The following is a 25,023-nucleotide window of genomic DNA, read 5'->3' as shown; positions in this document are numbered from 1 at the left end:
AGTACTTAAAAATAGCACTTTAAAAAGATAAGTGTAGTACAAAAACTTGATGAGAAACTTAAAAAGATAAAAGAAAAATTCACACAAAAAATGTGTGAATTTTGTTTATTCTAACTCTATACCTTTTACGGTATAAATTTTATCAAGGCCACGATTTCCAAACATTTTTTGAGTATTGCAATCTTTTTGAATATTCCATTCATCTAGTTCGTGATGAAAATTTTTACAATTATGGAAAAGATAGGCCATGGTAATTACATTTTGTACATCCCAATTTGCAACGCTATGCTCATATGCATGGCAGTTTTCAAAGCAATGCGCCATTCTAGTAGCATTTGAAGTCTTCCAATGCAACAAAGAGTGGTTAAATTTAGTACAATTAAAAAACATATAAGACATATCTTTTAGACTTTGTGTGTTCCATTTTGATAAGTCTTGATTGAAATTTTTGCAATTAAAAAACATACTTGCCATATTTTCAACCTTAGAAACATCCCAACGCGACAAATCTGCATTAAAACTTTCGCAACAATAAAACATATAAGACATATCTTTAGCATTTGATACATCCCAACGCTCAATACCTAAAAAATCTAGTCTTTTAGAATAATAAAACACATAAGAAAAATCATCAATCAAAGATACATCTATATCTCTTAAAGAAATTCTTTCATTGTGCACCAAATTCATTAACTCGTTTTTGTTTTTAGGTCTATACATTTTGTCCTCCTTTTTGTACATTTTAAAAAACAAGTGTGAAGTCAATGTAAATTTAAAAAATAATTGGTAAAAATTTTGAGAATATTAATAATATTTAATTTAATTTTAACTTAATTTAAACAAAAGAAAATATCAAATTCAAACAATGTAGCTTTTTTACAAAAAAAACAACAGTTATCAAAAAAATGGGGATAAAAATAAGAAGTGGTGACCCATACGAGACTCGAACTCGTGTTACCGCCGTGAAAGGGCGATGTCCTAACCGCTAGACGAATGGGCCATTTTGTAGTTTTTCTTTTTATGAAATGAAAATTATATCTATGTTTTACTTAATAAATAATTAATTTGTTATTTTATGTAAAAATATATAATTTCACTCTATTTAAGTATTCAAGGAAAAAAATGGATATTTTAAGCTTAATTGTTTTGTCTTTTGCTTTAGCAGCAGATGCTTTTGCGGTTTCGCTATGCAAAGGCTTTAGTGTTAAAAAATTGAAATTAAAACATTATTTAATAGTTGGACTATATTTTGGTGGTTTTCAAGCTTTAATGCTGGCTATTGGATATATTTTAGGTTCTTCTTTTGGTTCTTTTGTAGAAAAAATTGATCATTGGATTGCTTTTATTCTTCTTAGTATTATAGGCGGTAAAATGATACAGGAATCTTTCAAAAAGGATAGTTGTAAAGAAAATTCAAATTTATTTGATTTCAAAACCATGATAGCTCTTGCTATTGCCACTAGTATTGATGCGCTTGCTGTTGGGGTGAGTTTTGCCTTTTTAAAAGTGGATTTATTTATAGCATTGTTATGTATAGGTGCAATCACTTTCATAATGTGCATTCTAGCTTTAAAAATCGGTAGCAAATTCGGCACTTATCTCAAAAGTAAAGCCGAATTTCTAGGTGGTACGATTTTAATTTTACTAGCAGTTAAAATTTTATTTGAACATTTATCTTAGATATCTATTTCTATTCCTACAGGAGCATGATCTGAACCAAAAATATCATCTCTTATGAAGGCATTTTTGAGCTTATCTTTTAAGCCATTAGAAATGAAAAAATAATCAATCCTCCAGCCTACATTTCTTTCTCTTGCCTTCATTCTATAGCTCCACCACGAATACTTTTCTTTAATATCGCCATTGATATGTCTAAAAGTATCAATAAAGCCTAATTTTAGCAAATCATCTATCCAAGCACGCTCAATCGGTAAAAAACCTGAAGTTTTTTCATTAGCTTTTGGGTGGGTTAAATCTATCTCACGGTGAGCAGTATTTACATCTCCACATATGATGATTTCTTTACCTTCTTTTAAAAGCTTATCTAAATACACTAAAAAATCATTATAAAATTTCATTTTAAAGTTTAAACGCTCTTCATCTTTTTGACCATTTGGAAAGTAGATATTAAACAAAACTACATTTTTAAAGCTATGTTCTAAAACCCTACCCTCATCATCATCAAAAAATTCACATTTTTTTACCTCACAATCAAAATTACACAAGCTCATTACACCTGAATACCCTGCTCTTTTAGCACTATTTGAATACATATGTTTAAAAGGATACTCATAAATTCTTTTTGGAAATTTATCCTCGTGTGCTTTGATTTCTTGAAAACCTATAAAATCGATTTTTTCTTTTTCAATCCAATCCAGTGCATTTTTATCACAAATTGCCCTTAGGCCATTTACATTCCATGATAATAATTTCATAAAATACCTTTACTAATCTTCTTTTGTTGCTATTTTATATGCGATTTATTAATTTTATTCAAATAGACTAAGTTTTTATTTTATTCCAAAGGAAAAAAATGCACCTAAAACTTTCATGGACAAAATTTACCCTGCTTAATGCAGTTTTTATCATGGTCTTTAATTTTCCATTATTTGAGTTTGTATATGAAAAGATAGATCAAAATACTATGCTTTTTAGTGTGTTTTTTGGAATTTATTTTTTCTTGGTTTTAAGTGTTTTATCTTTGGTGTATTTTCCCTACATTAGCAAAATTTTAAGCATATTTTTACTTAGCACTTGTGCTATTTGTAGTTATTTTGTTAGCAATTATGGGGTTTTAATCGATGATCATATGATACAAAATGTCATTGAAACAGATAATAGGGAATTTTTTTCTTATTTTAATTTTTCCTTTGCTTTGTATATTTTAGCCTTTGTGATTTTTCCTAGTTTGCTTGTGATTTTTACTAAGATTGATTATCAAAAATATTTTTTCAAAAAAAGTGTATTGTTTTTGATTTCTTTGGTATTTTGCTTTGCTTTAGTGGCTCTTAGCTCAAAAACACTTTTGCCTTTTTTAAGATCATACAATATCGTTAGAATGTATAATCTACCTTTTTACCCAATATACTCAAGCATAGAATTTACGAAGAAAAAACTAGCAGGTAAAAAAGAACTAACTATCATTTCAGATGATGCAAGCTTAAAAGATACCAACACAACTAAGCTTATGATTTTAGTTATAGGCGAAACTGCTAGAGCAAGTAATTATTCTTTAGGTGGATATAGTACAAATGATACGAATTTTTATACCAAAAATGAGCCAAATTTAGTATATTTTAGTGATGTAAGCTCTTGTGGCACTGCTACTGCAAGAAGTTTGCCTTGTATGTTTTCAAGACATAAAAGAGCAAGTTTTGAAAACGAATTGTATGAAGAAAATGTTTTAGATGTCTTACAAAAGGTTGGAGTGCAAAGTGTTTGGTTTGGTAATAACTCGGGAGGTTGTAAAGGAAATTGCGATCGTATAAAACACAAGCTCATTGCAAAAGATTACGATGAAAGCTTACTTGAACTTGTAAAACAAGAACTTGAAAATATAAATTCAAACAAAATCATCGTTGTGCATTTGCAAGGCTCACATGGGCCAACTTACTACAAACGCTACCCAAATGCATTTAAAAAATTTACACCAACTTGCGATACAAACGAGCTAAATACCTGCTCACACGAACAAATCATCAACACCTATGATAATACTTTACTTTATACAGACTTTATTATAAAAAGCCTTATAGATATGCTTAAGCAAAATCCTACCAAAGAAGCTTCTTTACTTTATTTATCAGATCATGGAGAAAGTTTAGGTGAAAATGGAATTTATCTTCATGGTATGCCTTATTTAATAGCACCAAAAGAACAAAAACATATACCAATGATATTTTGGAGTAAAGATAGCAAATTAAGCCAAGATTTACAAAGCAAAAAAGACTATAAACTTTCTCAAGATAATCTTTTTTCAAGCTTGCTGGGGTATTTTGGTGTAAATAGCAAAGAATATGAGGCAAATTATGATATATTTAGCAAAAATTTAAAGGAAAATCCTTAATGAAACCAAAGTATTCTTTATTTAAAAATGCAAGCTATGCCTTTAATGGAATTAAATTTTTACTCCAAGATGAAATGGCTTTTAGGATAGAATTTGCCATTATTTTACCTTTGATTTTTGCAAGCTTATTTTTGCCTGTAAGTTTTTTAGAGCATTTTGTGCTTGTATTTGTTTTGGTGCTAATTTTAATTGTAGAAGCACTAAATTCTGCCATAGAAGCTTGTGTGGATCTTTGCACAAGCGAATTTCACATCTTAGCTAAAAAAGCAAAAGATTGTGCGAGCGCTGGGGTGTTTTTTAGCGTGGTTTTAGCTATAATTACTTGGAGTTTTATTCTTTTTGATTTGGTTAGAGAATGGATGATAAAGTAAAAACACTATGCGCGAAAATCTTTGGTAAAAAACGCTTTGAAATTTTAGAATTTTTAGCTCTTCATGCTGATGATGATGGCTTTGTCTTTGCAAATATAGAAGAACTTTCTAAAAGGTTAAACATCAGCAAACCAACCATCATTTCTACTTTTAAATTTTTAGAAGAAAAAGCTTTGCTTGAAAAGCTCAAAAATGGTTTATATAAACTCAAATAGGAGATAAAATGACACTTAAAAACCCTTTGGATATGCATTTACATTTACGCGATGAAAGCATGCTTGAACTTGTAGCCCCATTTAGCGCAAAAGACTTTAAAGCAGGGGTTATCATGCCAAATTTAATTACCCCGCTTACTGAAATAACTGCACTCAAAGCTTATAAAGAACGTATTTTAAAAGCGTGTAAAAATGAAGATTTTACGCCTTTGATGACTTTATTTTTTAAAGATTATGATGAGCAATTTTTAGAAAAAGCTAAAGATGAGCTTTTTGCTATCAAGCTTTATCCTGCAGGTATCACTACCAACTCAGATAATGGAATTTCAAGCTTTGATATAGAAAAGTTAAAGCCTACGTTAAATGCTATGAGTGAGCTTGGCCTGCCTTTGCTAGTGCATGGAGAAACAAATGATTTTGTAATGGATAGAGAAGCAAATTTTGCTAAAATCTATGAAAAATTAGCCAAAAACTTTCCAAAATTAAAAATCATCATGGAGCATATCACCACTAAGGTTTTGTGTGATTTATTAAAAGATTATGAAAATTTATACGCAACTATCACTTTACACCATTTAATGATAACGCTTGATGATGTAGTAGGTGGCAAGATGGATCCGCATTTGTTTTGCAAACCTATTGCAAAACGCTATGAAGACAAAGACGCTTTATGCGAGCTTGCTTTTAGTGGTTATGAAAAAGCTATGTTTGGAAGCGATAGCGCACCTCATCCATTACACACTAAAGAATGCTGTGGTTGCGCAGCTGGAGTATTTAGTGCGCCGGTGATTTTACCTGTTTTAGCTGAACTTTTTGAAAAACATTCAAATGAAGCAAATTTACAAAAATTTATTTCAGATAATGCTTGTAAAATCCATAATCTTAAATTTGAAAAAGATAAAATCATCACTTTAGAAAAACAAGAATGGCAAGTAGCACAAAAATACGGCGATGTAGTGCCATTTATGGCAGGAAAAAATATTGGTTTTATGACTCTTTCATAAAACCAATAATCTTTTTAAAATTATCTTTTTTTATACCAAAAAACACCAAAAAAATATCAGCAATATACCAAAATAAAACCACAAATACACAAATAACATCTATAGGGGTATTAAATACAACATACAAAAACAGAAGCGATAATTTAGCACAACCAAGAAGCCAATCACCTTTATAAAATCTATCAACCCCGCAAGAACCAAAAGTAATGCTTAAGATTAAACCAAGCTCGGCATTTTTTAACTTAACTAAATTAAGTTTTTGAAGCTTATCTTCCGAAATATGCTTTAATTGTTCTTCAATAAAAGATAGTTTATTTGCAGGAATTTTATCTTTAAGATAAAGCAAAAACATCTTAATTATCAATCCAAAATACTATAAATTTTTGATAAGTTTCTCTTTTTGGTTTCTTTCCATACAAAATATAAATCCACCAAAACATATAGAGTAATAATCAATCTTAAAGTATCAATTTGTGTTACTGTTACAACCACAACAATAAAAACAAATAAAGCAATCTTAGCAAAAGCAATTTTTTTATCACCAATATAAAATCTATCTGCACCGCACCATCCAAAGAAAATACCTATAACCAAAGCAACTATATTACTTTTTAAAGGCGTTAAAGCAATTTGAGATAAAGCTTCCTCTGATGCATTAGATAATTTTTGTTGTAATTCACTCCATTTGTTTGATGGGGTTTTATCTTTAAGAGACAAAAATACAGAATTTGCATCCATTATATTTCCTTTATATTTATTTTCATAGAATAATATATTTATTCTATGAATAAAATTTTAATATTTGCTTCTATAATCTCTTCTACCTCATCTTTTACAAAGCTTTCTAACTCTTGTTTGTTTGCATTAATACCATTCATACTCAAATGCCACAAAGCATTTTCTATCGCACTTTCTTTATCTCTTTTTACTACTCTAGTTTCGTTAAAAACTTCACTTTCATAAGAGATATTTTGCGCATTTAAAAAACTTTGTAAATCCTCCTCATAATAACCTTTAAAATGCGTGTTAAAACGCTCAAATATAGGATCTAAAAAGCTACTTTTGCGCCTACTTGCCCAACCTAAATACACTTTTTTAGAAGCTAAGTTTAAAAAAGCTTTATAGTCTTTTTCATTTTGTAAAGCAGGAGACATACTCAAAAAGGCTAAGTCAAATTTCGTGTTATTATTTTTATAAAAGTTTTCAAAGTCTAAATTTAAAGTTTTTACATTTGATATAGCATGAGTTTTTGCATCTTCTTGTAAAATTTCAAGCATAGCACTAGAGCTATCTACACCCAAAACACTTTTTGCTTTTTGTGCCAAATGCAAAGTCCAAACACCACTCCCACAACCTATATCCACTACACTTTTACCTTGTAAGGATCCAAGTTTTGCAAAAGTAGCTTTTTGAATTTCGTTTAAACTAGGATTATACCTTGCATAGCTTTTTGCTTTTTTATTCCATAAATTCATCTTCACTCCTTATTTTTTCTAATATAGTATAATATTTTTTTGTTTTTAAAAAGGAAAATTATGCGTGTATTGTTTTTGTGTTTGATTTCATTTTTAAGTATATATGCTAAAGATTTGGTAAGTGTTAGCATAGCTCCACAAGCTTACTTTGTAAAACAAATTGCTAAAGACACTTTAGATATTAATATAGTCATACCACCTAATGCAAATGAGCATACTTTCGAATTTAAACCAAGTGGTATTTTAAAACTTGAAAAAAGCGATATTTACTTCACAGCAAATTTAGAATTTGAAAAAATTTGGATTTTAAAACTTAAAGATAATCTCAAAAATACCAAAATCATCTCTACTCAAAATGGCATTGATTTTATACCTTTGCAAGAGCATGCACATGAAGGACACCATCATCATGGAGATGACCCTCACACATGGCTTGATCCACTTTTAGCAAAAACTCATGTTAAAAATATCACTTTAGCACTTATAGAACAATACCCACAAAATAAAGCATTTTATGAGCAAAATTTAGAAAATTTCTTAAAAGAAATGGATGCATTAAATTTACAAATACAAGCTTTATTTAAAAATGTAAAAAACAAGCATTTTCTAGTCTATCATCCATCTTGGGGGTATTTTGCAAAAAGATACCATCTAAGTCAAATTCCTGTTGAAATAGAAGGAAAAGAACCTAAGCCAAAAGACTTAGCCAAGCTTGCAAAACTCATACAAAAAGAGCAAATAAAAGCTATTTTTGTACCTAAAGGAGCTAATAATAATACCATTAAAGCTATGGCAAGTAATTATAATCTTAAAATCATGGAACTTGATCATTTGCCAAGTGATTATAAAAATGAGCTTTTAAAAGATGCAAAAAATATAGCAAGCGTTTTACAATGATAAAAATCAATATTAAAAATTTAAATTTTTCATATAACCAAGATGAGGTTTTAAAAAATATCAACCTAAACTATGAAAGCAAAGACTTTTTAGCCATAGTAGGGCCAAATGGCGGGGGTAAATCTACACTTTTAAAACTCATACTAGGCTTACTAAATAGTCATAAAAATATAAACTTTGAAAACTTAAGTTTAAAAGATATAGGTTATGTCCCACAAAATACTTTAGCTAATCCAAACTTTCCAGTACGCGTGCTAGAAGTGGTGATGATGGGAAGGGTGGATAAAAAATTCTTTGGTTTTTATACCAAAAAAGATCAAGAGCAAGCCTTGCTAGCCTTAGAAAAAGTAGGTATGAGAAATTTTTGGGATAAAAAAATCAACGAACTAAGCGGAGGCCAAAGACAAAGAGTTTATATAGCAAGAGCCCTAGCAAGTGAATGTAAGCTTTTGATCCTTGATGAGCCTACTGCAAGCATAGATACCAAAGGCTCGGTGCAGATTTTTGAGCTTTTGAAAAAATTACACGAAAGTGGGGTTGGCGTGATAGTAATATGCCATGATTTAAATGTAAGCTTAGCTTATGCAAATAAAATCGCATATTTAAACAAAGAATTATTCTTACATGAAAACACCCCTGAAAAAAAGGCACATTTGCTAGCGCATTTAAGCCAAAATCACACGCATTTTTGTGATGTGGAGCTTAGCTTGGAGCAGTGTTGCTGTGAAGGAAAAAACCATGCTTGAACTTTTATCTAGCTCTTTTATACAAAATGCTTTTTTGGCTGCATTTTTAACTAGTATTGCTTGTGGGATTATGGGGACTTTGATCATGATCAACCGCTTAAGTTCTATGGCAGGAGGCATTACGCATGGGGCTTTTGGGGGTATAGGCATAGCATTTTATTTTGGTTTGCCAGTGCTTGTTAGTACGAGTTTATTTACGCTTTTTTTAGCCTTGCTTGTAGCATTTTTAGTACAAAAATATCCTTTTAGAAGTGACAATATAGTCGGGGTTATATGGGCTTTTGGAATGGCTGTTGGTATCATACTCATAGACTTAACCCCTGGTTATAATGGTGATTTAATGGGGTATTTATTTGGTAGTATTTTGTCTGTGCCTACACAAGATATAGTTTTATTTGCAGTGATTGATGTGATTTTTATCATTTTAGTATTGCTTTTTTATCGTCAATTTGAAATTCTAAGCTTTGATAAAGAATTTGCAAGCTTAAGAGGGGTTAAAACTAATCTTTTTCATTATCTTTTAATCGCAATGATGGCTTTTTGTATCGTTATAAGCATCAAAGTAGTAGGACTTATACTTGTGATAGCTTTGCTTAGTATACCTGCATTTATCGCTGAGAGCTTTTCTAAAAAGCTTGGTCAAATGATGATCATCTCTACGCTTTTGAGCATAAGTTTTTGCGTGATAGGGCTTTTTGTGAGTTTTTATTATAATCTTGCAAGTGGAGCTTGTATCATAGCTAGTGCTTGTATAGCTTTTGTGCTTTATCTTTGTTTTAGAGTTTTTGCAAAGAAAAATTGAAATTTACTTTTATTTTAAAACGCTATTTTCATGCACTCTTAAAAAGCTAGCAAATTTTGGCTTGCCATTTTTGGTTAAGCCGTTGTATTTAAAAGTGATGATAGCACCAACTGGCGGAGGGTTTAAGCGATCGCTTTCTTTAAAACCTGAGCCTATTTTAAAACTTACTTTTTTACCCTCAATCACTGCTTCACAAAGTAAAGATCCCATTTTACCTTCAAATTTTCCCTTACCTTCAAAATGCTTTTTTACAACACATTCTGTATCATCAAAAGGTTTTAGTTTAAAAGCATTGCTTGATCTTTTCTTTTCATAAGGTGCGTTGTTTAATCTTATGATCGCACCCTCACCTTTATGCGAAATGATATCTTGGTAAAATTGCTTTAAATGATTTTTATCTTTAATGTGAATTTGTGGGATGATTTTTATAAAATCATTTGGATTTTTAACCAAATACTTTTTTAAAACTTCTAATCTTGCTTCTAAAGTACAAGGATCAAGTTTAAATTCCTCGCAAGCATTTGGCACATCAAAGACATTATAACTTACTTTTTGCCAAAGTTTTTCATCAGGATTTTCTTGGCGTATTAAAGATGAAATTTCTTCAAAAGAAGCTCTTTTTATCCAAAGTTCTCCATCTAACTCAAATTTAGGAAAGTTTTTTGTGAAAAATAAAGGAAGTTTTATAGCATTTCCTGCTCTTGTTTGCATAGACTTACCACTCCAAAGTCCTCTTACGCCATCGAGTTTTTCGCTCATGAGATAATGGCTTAAATTTATATCTTTAAATGCTTTTTCATCATAAACTTTAAAAAGTAAAATATCTTTTGCAAAAAGAGGATTTAAAAAGAGAGTAAAGAGAAAAACAAGGCTTATAAAAAGCCTTGCAGTAAGATTAAAGTGCTTTTTTAGCAGCATCTGCTATTTTAGCAAAAGCAGCTGCATCATTCATCGCTAAATCAGCTAAGATTTTTCTATCAAGCTCAATGCCTGCTTTTTTAAGACCATTTATAAATCTTGAATAACTAATATCATTTAGTCTGCAAGCTGCATTGATACGTACTATCCAAAGACGACGGAAATCACGTTTTTTGCGGCGTCTATCACGATACGCATAAACCAAACTTCTTTCTAATTGTTCTTTAGCTTTTCTAAAGTGTTTGCGGCGACCACTATAAAAACCACGCGCAAGTTTTAAAACTTTTTTATGTCTGCGGCGTCTTACAACACCTGTTTTTACTCTTGCCATATTTATCCTTTCACAAATTGGCGTTCGTTAAACGAATCTTGCCCTTTAAAATAAGGGGAGTTTGAATGACTTTCGTCAAAAACTAAATTTAAGCGAGCTTAAATTCCTAACATTTTTTCAACCGCTTTAACATTGGTTGAGTGAACATACTTAGAAGTGCGAAGATCGCGCATTCTTTTAGCAGGTTTTTTAGTCAAAATGTGGCTTCTATAAGCAGCACCTCTTTTGATTTTATTTTTACCTACTTTGAAGCGTTTAACAGCACTTTTAACGCTTTTCATTTTTGGCATGTGTATCCTTTGGATAAATTTTTTCATAAAAGAAAGCTATCATTTTACTACAACTATGCTTTAGAAAAATTAAATTCTAATTCTTCTTTTTTAACACATAAAGTTGTTCTTGTATATGCATAGAGCGTTTAGAAAGGTTTCTACTAGCTCTAAAGGCATTATACTTTTGCTCAAGCACAAAGCATTCTCCAAGACTTTGAAGTCTTTTTGTGAAATTTTCTTTTTTTACAAAACCCTCACAATTATAAGAAAGTAATACAATCTTAGCTTTTAAATCATCTATCAAATCAAACAAAGCATCTTCGGCTTTTTTTTCTTTGTTAAAAGCACTGCGGTTCCAGTCTTTTGGTATGCCAGAAACCTTTGAAATTTCCTTTGGCTTTTTATAATTAGCGATTAAATTTAACATAAAATAATTTGACCCATAAGGGTGTTGATTATAAGGTGGGTCTAAATACGCCACATCAAAGCTATCAAGCTCCTTAGCTAAAATATTTGCGTCTTTTTGAAAAACCTCATACTCACAAGTAAAATTTGAAAAAATAGGCATTTTTAAAGCTATATCACCCTTTATACGACTAAGCGCATTTGCTCCATTTCCTCCAAATTTTCCCACTCCATTTTTATCTTTATAAAAGCCTTTAAAAACCCCGCTTGTATTTGCATGCACGCTTGCTTCATAGATAAGCGGCGCGATGAAGTATTTTTGTATATTACTTGGCAGGTTTGAAATTTTTTCTCGCATAGAGTCTAAATACATCGCATTTTTAAGCGTGTAAAAAACTCTTTCATCTTTTTGGATATATTCATCATCATTTGGCGCATAAAGTTTGCTTATAAAGCCTTTTTTGAGTTTTAAATCAGAAATTAAAAAATCATAATATTTTTGTAATTCTTGTAAAAATTGTGCATTTTGATTACTCAAATAACATTCATTGATGATTTTAGAATAATCTTCCAAATCATTTGCCATGATAAAACTCGCATAAGGCCTCACAAAACGCGAAACTACCCCAGAGCCACTAAATACATCGCAAAAACTAAATTTGTCCTTTTTAAGCTCATTTTGTGCGAATTTAAAGCCTTGATTTAAAAACTCAAGCAAGGATCTTTTATTACCAAGGTAAGTTATGATTTGTTCTTTTAAAAATTGTGGATTTTCTTCTAGCATAAGTTTAAAATACAAGCCTTAAAAAGGCTTGTGATTATTTTTTCTTTTTAGGAGTTACTAGCATATTTACATAGCGTCCTTCGAGTAAAGGCTCTTTGTCTCTATCTGCTATATCTTCAACCATTTGCCAAATTTTTTCAAGCAACGCCACCCCTGCTTCAGGAGAGCCCATCTCACGACCTTTTAAAAACACTCTAAATTTCACATGCTTGCCTTGCTCTAAAAACTCGCTTGCATGTTTGACTTTATAATTAATGTCATTTTGAGCAATTTTCACAGAAAGTTTGATTTCTTTTATATCAATAACTTTTTGTTTTTTCTTTGCTTCTTTTTGTTTCTTTTCTTGTTGATAACGGAATTTTCCATAATCCATTATCTTACATACAGGTGGTTTGGCTTCAGGGGCTATCATCACCAAATCAAGCCCTAGTCTATTTGCTATATCTAGCGCTTCATCACTACTAATAATGCCATAAACCTTGCCATCATCACCTATACATCTGATCTCATCTGCTTGAATTTCTTCATTTAGCAATACTTCTTTTTCTTTACTCAAAAGCGTACCTCACTTAATTTCTCCTTTGTTAGGGTTATAAATTCATCTAAAGTCATTGTTTTTTGTTCTTTTGCTCTTCTATCTCTTAAAGCCACACTTTTATTTGCTACTTCTTCATCACCTAAAACAAGTATCATAGGTACATGTGCTTTTTCAGCGGTGCGGATTTTTTTATTTAAGCTTTCATTTTTATTATACACTTCACTATCAATGCCAAGTTCTAAAAGTTTTCTTGCTATTTCTTTTGCATACTCATGATGATTTTGCGAAATAGGCACTATAGCTACTTGAGTTGGTGCTATGAAAAATGGCAACTCACCCGCACAATGCTCTACTAAAATTCCTATAAATCTTTCAAAAGAACCTAAAATAGCACGGTGAAGCATTACAGGTTGTTTTTTCTCATTATCTGCGTCTGTGTATTCGAGTTTAAAACGGCTTGGTAAGTTAAAATCTACTTGTATAGTTCCGCACTGCCATTTTCTTTTTAGCGCATCAGTGATTTTAATATCGATTTTTGGGCCATAGAAAGCTCCACCGCCCTCATCAATGCCATATTTTAAACCTTGCTCATCTAAAGCTTCTTTTAAAGCCTTTGTAGCTATATCCCAAATTTCATCATCACCTATTGCTTTTGCTGGGCGTGTTGAAATTTCCATTTCATAATCAAACTCAAAAGCCTTCATCAAAGTATCAACAAAGCTTAAAATTTCTAAAACTTGTTCTTTTATCTGACTTGGCATACAAAAAATATGTGCATCATCTTGAGTAAATTCTCTTACCCTAAAAAGCCCGTGTAAAACTCCACTTTTTTCATGGCGGTGCACCACACCGTATTCAAAAAATTTCAAAGGCAAATCACGATAGCTTCTAACATCACTTTGATAAATTTTAATATGTCCTACACAATTCATCGGCTTAATGCCATATTCTTGCTCATCAATTTGCGTAAAATACATATTTTCTTTATAGTTTGCATAATGCCCACTAATTTTCCACGCATCAGCTTTTAAAAGCTCAGGTCCACGCACAGGCTCATAACCTCTTAATCTATGTGCTTTATATAGCAAATGCTCTAATTTACTTCTTAATTTTGCACCATTGCTAAGCCATATAGGAAGCCCACCGCCTATTTCATCATCAAAGGCAAAAAGCTTCATTTCATTGCCAAGTTTTCTATGATCTCTTTTTTTAGCTTCTTCAATGATTTTTAAGTATTCATTTAAACTTTCTTTATCTGCAAAAGCAGTACCATAAATTCTTGTAAGCATTTCTCTTTTTTCATCACCACCCAAATACGCACCAGCTACACGAGTAAGCTTGAAAAATCTTAAATATCTAGTGTTTGGTACATGAGGTCCACGGCATAAATCTTCAAATTCGCCTTGCTTATAAATGCTTACTTTTCCATCAGGAATTCTTAGTAAAACTTCTTGTTTTAAATCATCATTGGCAAATTTTTCTTTAACCTCGGTCTTTGAGAGTTCATATTTTGTAATGTCTAGCTTTGCCTCTGCTAGTTCTTTCATTTTCTTTTCGATTTTGCTTAAGTCTTCTTCTGAAATCTTACTATCAACTCTAAAATCATAATAAAACCCATCTTCTATCACAGGCCCTACGAAAAATTTAGCCTCTGGATATAAACTTTTAATCGCTTGAGCCATTAAATGCGCACAAGAGTGACGGATAACTTCTAAACTTTCTTTAGAGTTATCAAAATAAATCGGAGTTAAATTTGTGTCATTGTTAAAACTTTGAGTATCTATCAAAGTTTCATTATTTGCATATGCAATTATATCTTTTGTCATTTCTACCCTTAACACTCACTAACCTTGTGAGCTTAAATTAAAATATAAGACTAATTTTAGCTATGAAAAACTTAAACTTTTTTTAAATAAAGGATATTTTTATATTTCAAACACCCGTTCTTGATATATCTAAAGCGCCACTCATAAAAAGGTATAAAAATACAAAACCTAAAATTATCCTATAAATTCCAAAAGGTATAAAGTTTATCTTGCTGATTAATTTTAAAAATATTTTAATTACTACAAAAGCCACTACAAAAGCTGTTATAAAACCTATGGCTAAAGGAATGAAATTATTCATATTGCTTAGAACCTGTGGTTCTTTATAAATGCTATAAGCTGTTGCTATAATCATGGTAGGAATTGCAAGTAAAAATGAAAATTCAGAAGCCACTTTGCGATCAAGCCCAAGCAATAAGCCACCTATGATACTTGCTCCACTTCTTGAAGTACCTGGTATGATAGCAAGAGCTTGAGTTAAACCTATCAAAAAAGCTTGTTTATAACTTACCTCATCTAAAGAGTGGATTGTGTAATCTTTTTTTCTATGTTTAAGTTCTATAATGATAAAAATAATCCCACCAATGATTAACATAGTAGCCACAGTATAGCCATTAAATATTTCTTTTAAAAACTTATATGCTATAAAACCTACTCCACCTGCGGGCAAAAAGCCCACAGCAAGTTTTAACCAAATATCAAGTTTTTGAGTTAGTTTATCTTTGAAAATAAAAATCACCGCTAGTATAGAACCAAGCTGAATGATGATGAAAAAACTTCTCCAAAAATCATCTATATTTAAACCTAAAATTTCAGCACCCAAGATCATATGCCCTGTAGATGAAACAGGTAAAAATTCTGTCAAACCTTCGATAATTCCCAAAATCAAAGCATAATAATAATCTAAATTCATTTTTTAAGTACTCTTCTTGCAAAAATTAGCATAATCGCTACAAAAACTACAAAACCTATAATCCCATCGTCTTTAAATGAAGTTGCAATAGCAAGTGGGTCTTCAGCCCCACCTCTACTAATAGAAAGCACAGTTAAACCAGCTATTAACACTCCAAACAAACTCTCACCTACTATCAAACCAGAGGCAAATAAGGTTCCTTTTTGCTCATGCTCTTGAATAAGTTCTTTTTTATGAGCATTTTTAACATATCTTTGCTCTAAACGCTTTTTGATTAAATACGCCAATAATCCGCCTACAAATAAAGGCATAATAACAGCAGGTGGTAAATATATACCTATACCCACGGCTAAAGGTGGCAAAGACATATTTTTCTTTCTTAATAAACGATCGACAATGATTATACCAATGCCCACAAAAGCTCCCGCTATAATATAACTCCAATCGATATTAGCGTTAAAAATGCCTTGTGCAATAGTACTCATCAAATTTGCTTGTGGTGCAGCGAGTGCATTTGCCTCATCCATTCCTTCTCTTGGCATTGCACCCACAAAACCATAAGCTTGGTATAATAAATTTAAAACAGGAGCAATAGCCAAAGCTCCAAACACACAACCTATAATCAAAGAAACTTGTTGTTTCCAAGGAGTTGCACCCACTAAATAGCCAGTTTTTAAATCTTGTAAATTATCATTAGAAATAGCAGCAGTTGCCAAAATAACACTAGTAGTAAATATAGCAAAAGCAATAGCAAATTTAGACATTAAAGGATCGCTAAATAAATCTACTTGATAACCCAAAAGTAAAATAATTAAAGAAGAAATCATAATCCCAATAAGTCCTATACCAGAAATAGGAGAAGATGATGAACCCACCAAACCTGCCATATATCCACAAGTAGAAGCTACAAAAAAGCCTATGAAAATAGCTACTAAAGTTCCTACCAAAGCAAAAAGAATTTGATAACCACTTGCTAAATTTGAATCAGCCACAAAAGCATAAAATGAAACAAACAAACCTATACACATAAGCACAAATAAACCTAGCATAGCTTTTAAAGATAAATCCATATCTTTAGGATCTTGTGAGAGGTTTAATGAGGTTTTTTTAAGCATGTTTTTCATACCATCATATACAGGCTTTGCAAGCTCTATTAAAGTCCATAATGCTGCTATAGCAATAGCTCCTGTACCTATTAAGCGTACTTTTTGAGCCCAAATTTGATTAGCTATATCAAGCGCGCTTAAACTCGCATCAAAACTTTCTTTAGCAGAAAAATATGGCACAAAAACCATCCAAGCAAGCACCATACCCGCAAGTAATGCAACACCTCCGGCTATACCTACTAAGTATCCAGCACCCAAAAGTGCCACTGAATAACCCATAGAAAAACCAAAAGTCATTTTTTGCCAAATGAATGCAAAACTGCTTCCACTTGAAAGTAATTTAAAACCGCTTGAAAAAAGACTTATCACAGAAGCAAAAACCACGCCAAGCGTGATTTCTTTTAAGCCTACTTTTCCTTTTTTATCAGCTTGATCTTTATTAGCTACTTTTAAAATTTCAGCAGCAGCTCTTCCTTCAGGATAAGCTAATTTACTCTCTACTACCATAGCTCTACGCAAAGGTATAGTAAAAAGCACGCCTAATCCACCTCCACAAAGACAGAGCATAAAAGTAAGCCAAAGTGGAAATTCAAACCAATATCCACACATAAAAAGACCTGGTATAACAAAAATCACAGCCGAAAGCGTACCTGCAGCTGAAACTTGAGTTTGAACCATATTATTTTCTAAAATATTAGAGTCTTTAAAGATTTTTAAAACAGCCATTGCGATCACAACAGCAGGAATAGAAGTAGAAAAAGTAAGACCAACTTTGAGCCCCAAATATACATTTGAGGCGGTAAAAATAATCGTTAAAATACTTCCTAGTATTATACCCCTAAGCGTAAGCTCCGGTAGTGAGTTTTTTGTATGCATTTTGCTTCTCCATTTTTATTGACAACCTTCACATTCTATAGTTCTATCAACCACATCATCATTTACTTTTTGACTATCAGGACTTTCACTTCTTAGATAATAAGTTGATTTAACACCTAATTCCCAAGCAAGTTGATAAATTTCATTTAAATATCCACCGCTTGCTTTATCTAAAGAAACAAAGATATTTAATGATTGACCTTGATCAATCCATTTACCACGAATCGCTGCTGCTTTTACTAAGATTTTTTGATCAAGCTCATAAGCAGGAGTGTAATACTGCCAAGTATTAGCACTTAAATTTGGTACTACAGTTGGTATCATACCGCTTAAGTTTTGCTCAAACCATTTTCTTTTATATACAGGCTCAATTGTTTGAGTAGTACCCACTAAAATAGAGATAGAAGAAGTTGGTGCTATAGCCATTAAATAGCCATTTCTTATGCCATCTCTTTTTAGTTTTTCTCTTAATTTTTCCCAATCACACTCGCTTTGATCAAACAAACCTTCACTTGCGGTAAGTTTTTTAGCATTTTCATTTGCTACATCAATTGGCACTATACCTTTACTCCAGTTTGATCCTTCAAAGTCAGGATAACTTCCTTTTTCTAAAGCTAAATTTGAGCTAGCTAAAATCGCCTCATAGCTAATCATCTCCATAATACGATCAATTTTTTCAAAATGTTCATTAGAACCCCAATAAATTTGAGCTTCAGCTAGCATTTGCGCTTCACCCATTACACCAAGCCCTATAGCGCGTGATTTTAGATTGGTATTTTTAACCTTTACATGAGGATAAAAATTTAAATCAATCACATTATCAAGCATTCTTATAGCTGTTGGTACTACTCTTTGAATATCTTCTTTGGTATTGATTTTACTTAAATTTATACTTGCAAGATTACAAACTGCGGTTTTTCCTTCGTTTTTATATTTTTCTACTATATAGACTTTTTTGCCATTGATACTATCTAAAGTAGAAACTTTTTTAGCAAGCTTTTTATATCCTCCATCTATTGTAAGCTCTTCATCCTCATCTAAATGAAGCTCTGTTTTATCATCAAATACGATTTTGATTTTATAATAATTTGGATCTGTATTTTGAAAAATTTCTGTACATAAATTTGAACTTCTTATAATTCCTGCGTGGGAATTTGGATTTGTTTTGTTTGCACTATCTTTAAAACATAAAAATGGCATACCTGTTTCAAAATAAGATAAAAGTATTTTTTTCCAAAGCTCTTTTGCATCTATAATTTCTTTAGCTATGCTTTCATCTTTTTCAAATTCTTCGTATTTTTTCTCAAATTCTTCACCGTATAAATCGCATAAACTTGCCGTATCAGCAGGATCAAAAAGCGTCCATTTACCATTTGCTCTTACTCTTTTCATGAACAAATCATTAATCCACAAAGCAGGGAAAAGCTCGTGTGCTCTTCTTCTTTCTTCACCTGAGTTTTTACGCAAATCTAAAAAGTCGTTAATATCCATATGCCAAGGTTCAATATAAACCGCAATCGCCCCTTTTCTAGTACCAAGTTGGTCAACAGCAACGGCTATATCGTTAGTGATTTTTAAAAATGGTATGATCCCGCCTGCTGCATTTTTATGCCCATCTATGCTTCCACCCATAGCGCGCACCTTAGACCAATCCCAGCCTATACCACCACCAAATTTAGATAAAAGTGCCATTTCTTGATAAGAATCAAAAATTCCTTCTATATTATCAGGCGTACTTCCTATATAACATGAGCTTAATTGGTGTCTTGTAGTTCTTGCATTTGAAAGGGTTGGGGTTGCAAGCATTACTTCAAAAGTTGAGATCAAATCATAAAATTTCTTAGCCCAAGTTTGAGAATCTAGCTCATTTTGTGCTAAAAACATCGCAATAGCCATAAACATTTGTTGTGGTAATTCTATAGGCATACCCTTAGAATCTTTAATCAAATATCTATCATATAAAGTTTTTATACCAAGATAAGTAAATCGCAAATCACGTTCTGGCTTTATATAAGCATTAAGATCATCTAAGTCATATTTTTCTTTTAAGCCAATTAAAATCCTACCTTCTTTTTCACCTTTTTCAAGATATTCTCTTAAATGTTTATATCCATTATAACCACTTACTTTTTTATATAAATCATATAAAAACAATCTTGCAGCAACAAAGGTCCAATTAGGTCTATCAATATCTATTTTATCTACTGCTGTTTTTATAAGAGTTTGTTGGATTTCTTCTGTTGTTATGCCATCACGAAATTGAATTTTTGCATCTACTTCAAGCTCACTTTGGCTAACATTTTCTAAATTTGCCACTGCATCGGTGGTATATTTTTTAATCTTAGAAACATCTAATTCTTCAGTTCTACCATTTCTTTTTAATACTTTCACTCACAACCCCTAGTTTATTATTTAAATGTTCTTGCAAATATTTTATCTACATTTTTTGTATAGTAGTTATAGTCAAAGCAATTTCTAATATCTGCTTCACTTAAAGACTTTTTCAAATCCTCATCAGCTAATAAAGCTAGCAAAAATAAACTCTCACCTTTTTCATTTAAAGCAGGCTTGCCATTTTGCAAATCAGCCCAAACTTTCATAGCATTTCTTTGAACGATTTTATAAGCTTCTTCTCTGCTTATACCTTTAAATGGAAGTTCAAGCAACACTCTTTGAGAGAACACAAGCCCCCCGGTTAAATTTAAATTTTTCATCATATTTTCTGGATACACCAAAAGCTTTTCTATCACACCACATAATCTTGAAAGCATAAAATCAGTCGTGATAAAAGCATCAGGTAATACAAATCTTTCTACGCTAGAATGTGATATATCTCTTTCATGCCACAATGCTACATTTTCCAATGCAGGTATTACATAAGCTCTTATCATCCTGCAAAGACCGGTAATATTTTCGCTCAAAACAGGATTTCTTTTATGAGGCATAGCTGAGCTTCCTTTTTGTCCTTGAGAAAAATATTCTTCAGCTTCATATACTTCTGTTCTTTGAAAATGGCGGATAGCAACAGCAATTTGCTCACAACTTGAAGCTAAAATAGCTAAAGCTGAGATAACTTGTGCATAACGATCTCTTTGTATGACTTGGTTTGAAACTGGTGCTGGCTTAAGATCTAAGTTTTTGCAAACTTCTTCTTCAAACTCAAGTGGAGCATGAGCAAAATTCCCCATGGCACCGCTAATTTTTCCATAGCTAATCACTTCTTTTGCGTGAATGATTAAATCTTTTGCATGAACTAGCGAATCATACCAAATAGCCAAAACTAAGCCAAAAGTTATAGGCTCCCCATGAATTCCATGACTTCTTCCTACCATTAAGGTATTTTTATGCTCATATGCTCTTGTTTTAATCGCTGCTAAAACTTGATCTAAATCTTGCAAGATTAATTCTAAACTATCTTTAATCTGCAAAGCAACTGCAGTATCAATACAATCTGAACTTGTCATTGCATAATGCACAAAACGACTTTCCTCACCCAAACTTTCACTTACACTAGTTAAAAAAGCGATAACATCATGTTTGGTAGTTTTTTCTATCTCATCTATTCTTGCTATATCAAATTTTGCATTTTTTATAATTTTTTCACAATCATCATCTTTAATAAGACCAAGTTTATTCCACGCTTTCACAGCAGCTAATTCCACTTTTAGCCATGCGTCATATTTTGCTTGCATGTCCCATTTTTTAGCCATGATTTCTCTACTATATCTTTCAACCATTTTCAAGACCTTTTTTTATATAATTTTTTATGAAAAAATAGCTTGAATTTTATTATAAATTACCTAAGAAAGTTATTAAATGGCATATATTAAAAAGAAACTAGCAAATAATGGAAAAAAGGCGTTTAGACTGCTTATGGATGAGTTAAAAATTTCTATGCGTGAAGCACAAAAACTCATTGACAAAAAAAGACTATTTTGTGATGGAAATTTGGTAGAAGAAAAAAACAAATTTTTAGATGGCTTAGTGGAATTAATCGTATATGAAAATAACCCTAAAGGATTGGAAATAGTTTATGAAAATGAAGATTTTGCTGTAGTAGAAAAACCAAGCGGGGTACTAACTCATCCTAATGGACGCAATTGTACTTATAGTCTTTGTGATGAAATTTGGCATTTATGGGGTGAAAAAGCTTGCGTAGCTCATAGATTAGATAAAGAAACAAGCGGGCTTTTACTCATAGCTAAACATAAAAATGCACAAATTGAGTTAAAAACCATGTTTGAAAAAAGATTAGTGCAAAAAAGCTATCTTGCTCTAGTAAAAGGAAAAACTAAAAAAGAATTTATAGTAGATAAAAGTATGGATTTAGCTAAAGACTATGATGCAGTAAAAACTAGAATGCATATTTATGAAAATGGTAAAGAAGCTTTAACACAATTTTACACTTTAGAATATTTTGAAAATTTAGATACTAGTTTAATTTTAGCTAAACCTCTAACAGGCAGACAACACCAAATAAGACTACATTTGTTTCATGTGAAACATAAAATTTTAGGTGAACCTTTATATGGTTTAGAAAAAACACAAATTGAGCAAATATTAGATGGAAAAATGAGCGATATAAAAAGAGCTCAAATCACAGGTGCTAAAAGACTGCTTTTGCACTCTTTTAGCTTAGAATTTACATATAAAAATCAAAAATTTTTGATACAATCTCAAAAAGATATAAAAGATGAGTTTTTGAAAAATTTATCTTAGTCTTTTTCTAACTTTAAAACTTTATCAGTTTGGATTGCAATTGGAATTTTTTTGATAGGCTGACTAAAATCTCTACAATAATCACAAGATTTATAAAAATCTTGAGAATAAAATTCAAAAAATCTTTCTTTAGAATCCTCTAAATTTAAAAAATCGCCATTAAATTCTTCAAGTCCTTTTAAACGTGATAAAGAACTTGATATAGGGCAAACAAAAATAGCTCCTTTAGGTGCTAATTGTTTATTTTCTAAGCCCTCAGATGTCATCAAACTTACACATGACATTTGACAATTATAATAATTTTTAATTATATCTTCTTTGCTTCTACCGCGCTTGTAAATTTTATCTATATCATACCAATAATCTATTGTATTATAAGAAAACGCTATATTATTTTTCTTAAGCTTGCTCAAAATACTCTCTTGTTTTAAAGGTATTTTTAAATTTGGTGATTTTCTATAATCTGAAATACTTATTTTTCTTGCTTTTTTTGATTTTTTAAATCTCAAAATCAAATCTTCTTTAAAGTCTATTGTTGCATTAGTTAAAATATCAAAAGTTAGTATTTTCTTTTGAGTATCTAAATAATCAATCAATTGCGGTAAATCTTTAAACAACAAAGGTTCTCCACCTATAATTCTAACTCTTGCGATAGAATCTACCTTAGATAAAAGTAACTCTAATGATTCTATAATGCCCTCTAAAGTACAAGCATATTGATTTGATGGTGAAAAATATTGCATCAAATTATTGCATGACTCACAGCGCAAAGTACATCTTGTAGTTAAAACTAATTCTAAATAAGGAATATCCACTTTACCTTCTAAAACTCTCTTTTCGAAGTATTTTTTCAAATAAAATTTTTTCATCAAAGCAGCATAAGGAACTTTAAAAATTCTAGCAATTCCTCTTTTACCATTTAAATACGAAAAATACCAAGAAATATTTGGCTTTATATATCTATTTTGAAATAATTGATTTTCTAACAACTGTTTTTTATCTATCATTATTTTTCCCTTCATTCTTTAATACATAAATAATTCCACCAAGTCCTATGATCACCACTATGCTTATAAAAATAAGCTGTGCTATATCTAAAAAAGTCATTGTTTGCTCTGCCTTTCTTTAAGCTGTCCGCATGCAGCTGAAATATCAAGTCCTTTACTTTCTCTTATCGTACAAGTAACACCTTTTACACTTAAATAATCTTGAAATTTAACCGCATTTTCAACACTTGGTCTTTTATATAAACTTCCTTCATGTGGATTAAAAAGTATTAAATTCACTTTAGCTTTTATGCCATTTAAGAGCTTCACTAGTTCTTTGGCATGCTCTATTTTGTCATTTATCCCATCAATTAAAAGATATTCAAACATCACTCTTTTACGTTGATCTATAGGAAAATTTCTCACCGCTTCCATAATGCTTGCTATATTATAAGCTTTATTAATGGGCATTAATTCACTTCTAAGCTCATCATTTACAGCATGGAGCGAAATAGCCAAAAGCACACCCAAATTCATTTCTCCAAGCTCTTTGATCTGTTTTGCTAAACCACTTGTACTTATAGTTTGTCTTCTAGGGCTTATTGCTAAAGCATCGTTATCTGCTAAAATTCTAACTGCCTTAGAAACATTTTTGAGATTATCCAAAGGTTCTCCCATGCCCATATAGACTATATTAACTCTTCTTTCATAAGGTATGTTGTTATGTTTTTTAATCCACAAAATTTGTCCTACTATTTCTCCTGCACTTAAATTTCTTTTCAAACCGCCTTTAGCAGTCAGACAAAAACTACACCCACTTTTACACCCCACTTGCGAAGAAACACAAATGGTATATCTTGCATGTTTGATGATTTTTCCATTTTCATCTACAAGCTCTTCTTTCATAGGTAGCAAAACAGCTTCTATTTTTTTACCATCTAAAAGTTCAAAAAGATATTTTATACTACCATCTTTGCTTTTTTCATCTTTCACACATTTTAGAGGTGAAAAATGAAAATTTTCTTGCAAGTATACTCTAAAATCTTTTGGCAAAGACGACATTTGTAAAAAATCGTCTGCATATTTTTTATATACCCATTCAAAAATTTGCTTTGCTCTAAATTTTGGCTGGACTAAATTTTCTAATTCTTCTTTAGTAAAATCTAATATATTTTTTAATTCACTCAATTTTTTTCCTATATAAGTTTTTTATCTAACAAAAATTCTTTTAATAATTCTTTTGCTTTTTGATGGTTTTTTAAAAAATCTTCATGTGCTAATTCATTACAAAAATTTGTCGCACATAAATAACAAATTCCTTCTATCCCTTGCATTTTTGCACAAGAAAGCACCGCGTATGCTTCCATATTTTCTATATGTACGCCCTTTTTAAAAAATTCTTGGGCGATATTTTCATCTTTGCAAATATAATTTGAAGAATTAATCATAGTTTCATGTGAAACATTTAATCTAATCTCATTAGATATAGGCGTATAAAAACTATCAAATAAATCTGAGTATTCTAAATTCGCTGCGTTAGAACTTTCATAAATGTCTAAAATTTTTCCTTCTTGGTAAATTCCACATGTACCTATAAAAATTACCTTATCTACTTTTACTTGACTTAAAATTTTACCTAGAAAAAAAGCAGAATTAACCAAACCTATGCCTATACTTTGTGCAAATTTAAAATCCTCATTTCCTCCTGCACATACTATAAGATTTTTCAAAAATTAACCTTTATAAAAAATAATTCAAATTTTATCTAATTAG

28 protein-coding genes and 1 tRNA gene are annotated in these 25,023 nt (G+C 31.1%); 9 read left to right on the top strand and 20 right to left on the bottom strand.

Annotation, left to right across the window (positions count from 1 at the left end):
• Positions 1-105 precede the first annotated feature (105 nt).
• Both CD56_RS00255 and CD56_RS00250 read right to left on the bottom strand, forming a co-directional pair.
• Positions 106-720, bottom strand: a complete 615-nt coding sequence (locus CD56_RS00255) for a BspA family leucine-rich repeat surface protein (RefSeq protein WP_052768347.1) — start codon at positions 718-720, stop codon at positions 106-108.
• Between the two features lie 205 nt (positions 721-925).
• Positions 926-1,000 (bottom strand) — tRNA-Glu (locus tag CD56_RS00250).
• 122 nt (positions 1,001-1,122) lie between these two features.
• Here CD56_RS00250 and CD56_RS00245 point away from each other — a divergent pair.
• Complete coding sequence (locus tag CD56_RS00245; RefSeq protein WP_047207849.1) at positions 1,123-1,680, top strand: manganese efflux pump MntP; 558 nt, start codon at positions 1,123-1,125, stop codon at positions 1,678-1,680.
• Here CD56_RS00245 and CD56_RS00240 read toward each other — a convergent pair.
• Positions 1,677-2,435 (bottom strand): exodeoxyribonuclease III, encoded by a 759-nt coding sequence (locus tag CD56_RS00240; protein WP_047207848.1) that lies wholly within the window; start codon positions 2,433-2,435, stop codon positions 1,677-1,679. The two genes, CD56_RS00245 and CD56_RS00240, sit on opposite strands and share 4 nt — an antisense overlap.
• A 98-nt stretch (positions 2,436-2,533) precedes the next feature.
• Here CD56_RS00240 and CD56_RS00235 point away from each other — a divergent pair, with 98 nt between their 5' ends.
• From CD56_RS00235 to pyrC, 4 genes are read left to right on the top strand one after another with little or no spacing between them, the layout of a single operon-like run.
• The gene (locus tag CD56_RS00235) at positions 2,534-4,066 is read left to right on the top strand and encodes a phosphoethanolamine transferase (protein WP_047207847.1); all 1,533 of its coding nucleotides are present in this window, start codon (positions 2,534-2,536) and stop codon (positions 4,064-4,066) included.
• Positions 4,066-4,437 (top strand): diacylglycerol kinase, encoded by a 372-nt coding sequence (locus CD56_RS00230; RefSeq protein ID WP_047207846.1) that lies wholly within the window; start codon positions 4,066-4,068, stop codon positions 4,435-4,437. The genes CD56_RS00235 and CD56_RS00230 overlap by 1 nt, the downstream gene beginning before the upstream one ends.
• Positions 4,422-4,652: a helix-turn-helix domain-containing protein gene (locus tag CD56_RS00225; RefSeq protein ID WP_047207845.1), complete on the top strand. Its 231-nt coding sequence runs from the start codon at positions 4,422-4,424 to the stop codon at positions 4,650-4,652. The genes CD56_RS00230 and CD56_RS00225 overlap by 16 nt, the downstream gene beginning before the upstream one ends.
• A gap of 8 nt (positions 4,653-4,660) precedes the next feature.
• The gene (gene pyrC / locus CD56_RS00220; RefSeq protein WP_047207844.1) at positions 4,661-5,656 is read left to right on the top strand and encodes a dihydroorotase; all 996 of its coding nucleotides are present in this window, start codon (positions 4,661-4,663) and stop codon (positions 5,654-5,656) included.
• Here pyrC and CD56_RS00215 read toward each other — a convergent pair.
• From CD56_RS00215 to CD56_RS00205, 3 genes are read right to left on the bottom strand one after another with little or no spacing between them, the layout of a single operon-like run.
• Positions 5,640-6,008 carry a TM2 domain-containing protein gene (locus tag CD56_RS00215; protein WP_039627667.1) on the bottom strand — a complete coding sequence of 123 codons (369 nt, stop codon included), beginning with the start codon at positions 6,006-6,008 and terminating at the stop codon, positions 5,640-5,642. The genes pyrC and CD56_RS00215 overlap by 17 nt on opposite strands.
• Positions 6,009-6,016: 8 nt before the next feature.
• A complete protein-coding gene (locus tag CD56_RS00210) occupies positions 6,017-6,394 on the bottom strand; it encodes a TM2 domain-containing protein (protein ID WP_047207843.1) in 378 nt (125 codons plus the stop codon).
• Positions 6,395-6,432: 38 nt separating this feature from the next.
• On the bottom strand, positions 6,433-7,131 hold the full coding sequence (locus CD56_RS00205) for a class I SAM-dependent methyltransferase (RefSeq protein WP_047207842.1): 699 nt from the start codon (positions 7,129-7,131) through the stop codon (positions 6,433-6,435).
• A 60-nt stretch (positions 7,132-7,191) separates the two neighbouring features.
• Between CD56_RS00205 and CD56_RS00200 the strand changes: the two genes are divergently transcribed.
• Genes CD56_RS00200 through CD56_RS00190 form a run of 3 tightly spaced genes read left to right on the top strand, consistent with a single transcriptional unit; the run spans position 7,192 to position 9,576 of the window.
• Positions 7,192-8,028: a metal ABC transporter solute-binding protein, Zn/Mn family gene (locus CD56_RS00200; protein WP_047207841.1), complete on the top strand. Its 837-nt coding sequence runs from the start codon at positions 7,192-7,194 to the stop codon at positions 8,026-8,028.
• Complete coding sequence (locus CD56_RS00195; RefSeq protein WP_039627659.1) at positions 8,025-8,774, top strand: metal ABC transporter ATP-binding protein; 750 nt, start codon at positions 8,025-8,027, stop codon at positions 8,772-8,774. Before CD56_RS00200 ends, CD56_RS00195 begins: the two co-directional genes overlap by 4 nt.
• A complete protein-coding gene (locus tag CD56_RS00190) occupies positions 8,767-9,576 on the top strand; it encodes a metal ABC transporter permease (protein ID WP_047207840.1) in 810 nt (269 codons plus the stop codon). The genes CD56_RS00195 and CD56_RS00190 overlap by 8 nt, the downstream gene beginning before the upstream one ends.
• Positions 9,577-9,585: 9 nt before the next feature.
• On the opposite strand, the gene CD56_RS00185 is transcribed toward CD56_RS00190, so the two are convergent.
• From CD56_RS00185 to purB, 10 genes are all read right to left on the bottom strand, one after another.
• Entirely contained in the window at positions 9,586-10,494 is a 909-nt protein-coding gene (locus tag CD56_RS00185) for a DNA ligase (RefSeq protein ID WP_047207839.1), read from the bottom strand.
• Positions 10,472-10,825 (bottom strand): 50S ribosomal protein L20, encoded by a 354-nt coding sequence (gene rplT / locus CD56_RS00180; RefSeq protein ID WP_039617097.1) that lies wholly within the window; start codon positions 10,823-10,825, stop codon positions 10,472-10,474. Before rplT ends, CD56_RS00185 begins: the two co-directional genes overlap by 23 nt.
• A gap of 98 nt (positions 10,826-10,923) precedes the next feature.
• Complete coding sequence (gene rpmI / locus CD56_RS00175; RefSeq protein ID WP_039617094.1) at positions 10,924-11,115, bottom strand: 50S ribosomal protein L35; 192 nt, start codon at positions 11,113-11,115, stop codon at positions 10,924-10,926.
• A gap of 76 nt (positions 11,116-11,191) precedes the next feature.
• A complete protein-coding gene (locus tag CD56_RS00170; RefSeq protein WP_047207838.1) occupies positions 11,192-12,286 on the bottom strand; it encodes a DNA adenine methylase in 1,095 nt (364 codons plus the stop codon).
• A 34-nt stretch (positions 12,287-12,320) separates the two neighbouring features.
• Positions 12,321-12,842 carry a translation initiation factor IF-3 gene (infC, locus tag CD56_RS00165; RefSeq protein WP_039617082.1) on the bottom strand — a complete coding sequence of 174 codons (522 nt, stop codon included), beginning with the start codon at positions 12,840-12,842 and terminating at the stop codon, positions 12,321-12,323.
• The gene (thrS, locus tag CD56_RS00160) at positions 12,839-14,650 is read right to left on the bottom strand and encodes a threonine--tRNA ligase (protein ID WP_047207837.1); all 1,812 of its coding nucleotides are present in this window, start codon (positions 14,648-14,650) and stop codon (positions 12,839-12,841) included. Before thrS ends, infC begins: the two co-directional genes overlap by 4 nt.
• Before the next feature lie 106 nt (positions 14,651-14,756).
• A complete protein-coding gene (locus tag CD56_RS00155) occupies positions 14,757-15,563 on the bottom strand; it encodes an undecaprenyl-diphosphate phosphatase (RefSeq protein WP_047207836.1) in 807 nt (268 codons plus the stop codon).
• Complete coding sequence (locus tag CD56_RS00150) at positions 15,560-17,545, bottom strand: OPT family oligopeptide transporter (protein WP_047207835.1); 1,986 nt, start codon at positions 17,543-17,545, stop codon at positions 15,560-15,562. Before CD56_RS00150 ends, CD56_RS00155 begins: the two co-directional genes overlap by 4 nt.
• A gap of 15 nt (positions 17,546-17,560) precedes the next feature.
• Positions 17,561-19,936 carry a ribonucleoside-diphosphate reductase subunit alpha gene (locus tag CD56_RS00145; protein WP_047207834.1) on the bottom strand — a complete coding sequence of 792 codons (2,376 nt, stop codon included), beginning with the start codon at positions 19,934-19,936 and terminating at the stop codon, positions 17,561-17,563.
• 17 nt (positions 19,937-19,953) lie between these two features.
• Positions 19,954-21,282 carry an adenylosuccinate lyase gene (gene purB / locus CD56_RS00140; protein ID WP_047207833.1) on the bottom strand — a complete coding sequence of 443 codons (1,329 nt, stop codon included), beginning with the start codon at positions 21,280-21,282 and terminating at the stop codon, positions 19,954-19,956.
• Positions 21,283-21,361: 79 nt separating this feature from the next.
• Here purB and CD56_RS00135 point away from each other — a divergent pair, with 79 nt between their 5' ends.
• The gene (locus CD56_RS00135; RefSeq protein ID WP_047207832.1) at positions 21,362-22,264 is read left to right on the top strand and encodes an RluA family pseudouridine synthase; all 903 of its coding nucleotides are present in this window, start codon (positions 21,362-21,364) and stop codon (positions 22,262-22,264) included.
• Here CD56_RS00135 and CD56_RS00130 read toward each other — a convergent pair.
• Genes CD56_RS00130 through CD56_RS00120 form a run of 4 tightly spaced genes read right to left on the bottom strand, consistent with a single transcriptional unit; the run spans position 22,261 to position 24,980 of the window.
• Positions 22,261-23,271: a radical SAM domain-containing protein gene (locus tag CD56_RS00130; RefSeq protein WP_039627649.1), complete on the bottom strand. Its 1,011-nt coding sequence runs from the start codon at positions 23,269-23,271 to the stop codon at positions 22,261-22,263. The genes CD56_RS00135 and CD56_RS00130 overlap by 4 nt on opposite strands.
• Complete coding sequence (locus CD56_RS08390) at positions 23,261-23,371, bottom strand: hypothetical protein (RefSeq protein WP_087699086.1); 111 nt, start codon at positions 23,369-23,371, stop codon at positions 23,261-23,263. The genes CD56_RS00130 and CD56_RS08390 overlap by 11 nt, the downstream gene beginning before the upstream one ends.
• Positions 23,368-24,438: a 23S rRNA (adenine(2503)-C(2))-methyltransferase RlmN gene (gene rlmN, locus CD56_RS00125; RefSeq protein ID WP_039627647.1), complete on the bottom strand. Its 1,071-nt coding sequence runs from the start codon at positions 24,436-24,438 to the stop codon at positions 23,368-23,370. Before rlmN ends, CD56_RS08390 begins: the two co-directional genes overlap by 4 nt.
• 8 nt (positions 24,439-24,446) lie before the next feature.
• The gene (locus CD56_RS00120) at positions 24,447-24,980 is read right to left on the bottom strand and encodes a nucleoside phosphorylase-I family protein (protein ID WP_047207831.1); all 534 of its coding nucleotides are present in this window, start codon (positions 24,978-24,980) and stop codon (positions 24,447-24,449) included.
• Positions 24,981-25,023: the final 43 nt, after the last annotated feature.

It is taken from the genome of Campylobacter lari (assembly GCF_001017575.1).
Lineage (GTDB): Bacteria > Campylobacterota > Campylobacteria > Campylobacterales > Campylobacteraceae > Campylobacter_D > Campylobacter_D lari_C.
This window is presented reverse-complemented; position numbering and strand designations above follow the sequence as displayed.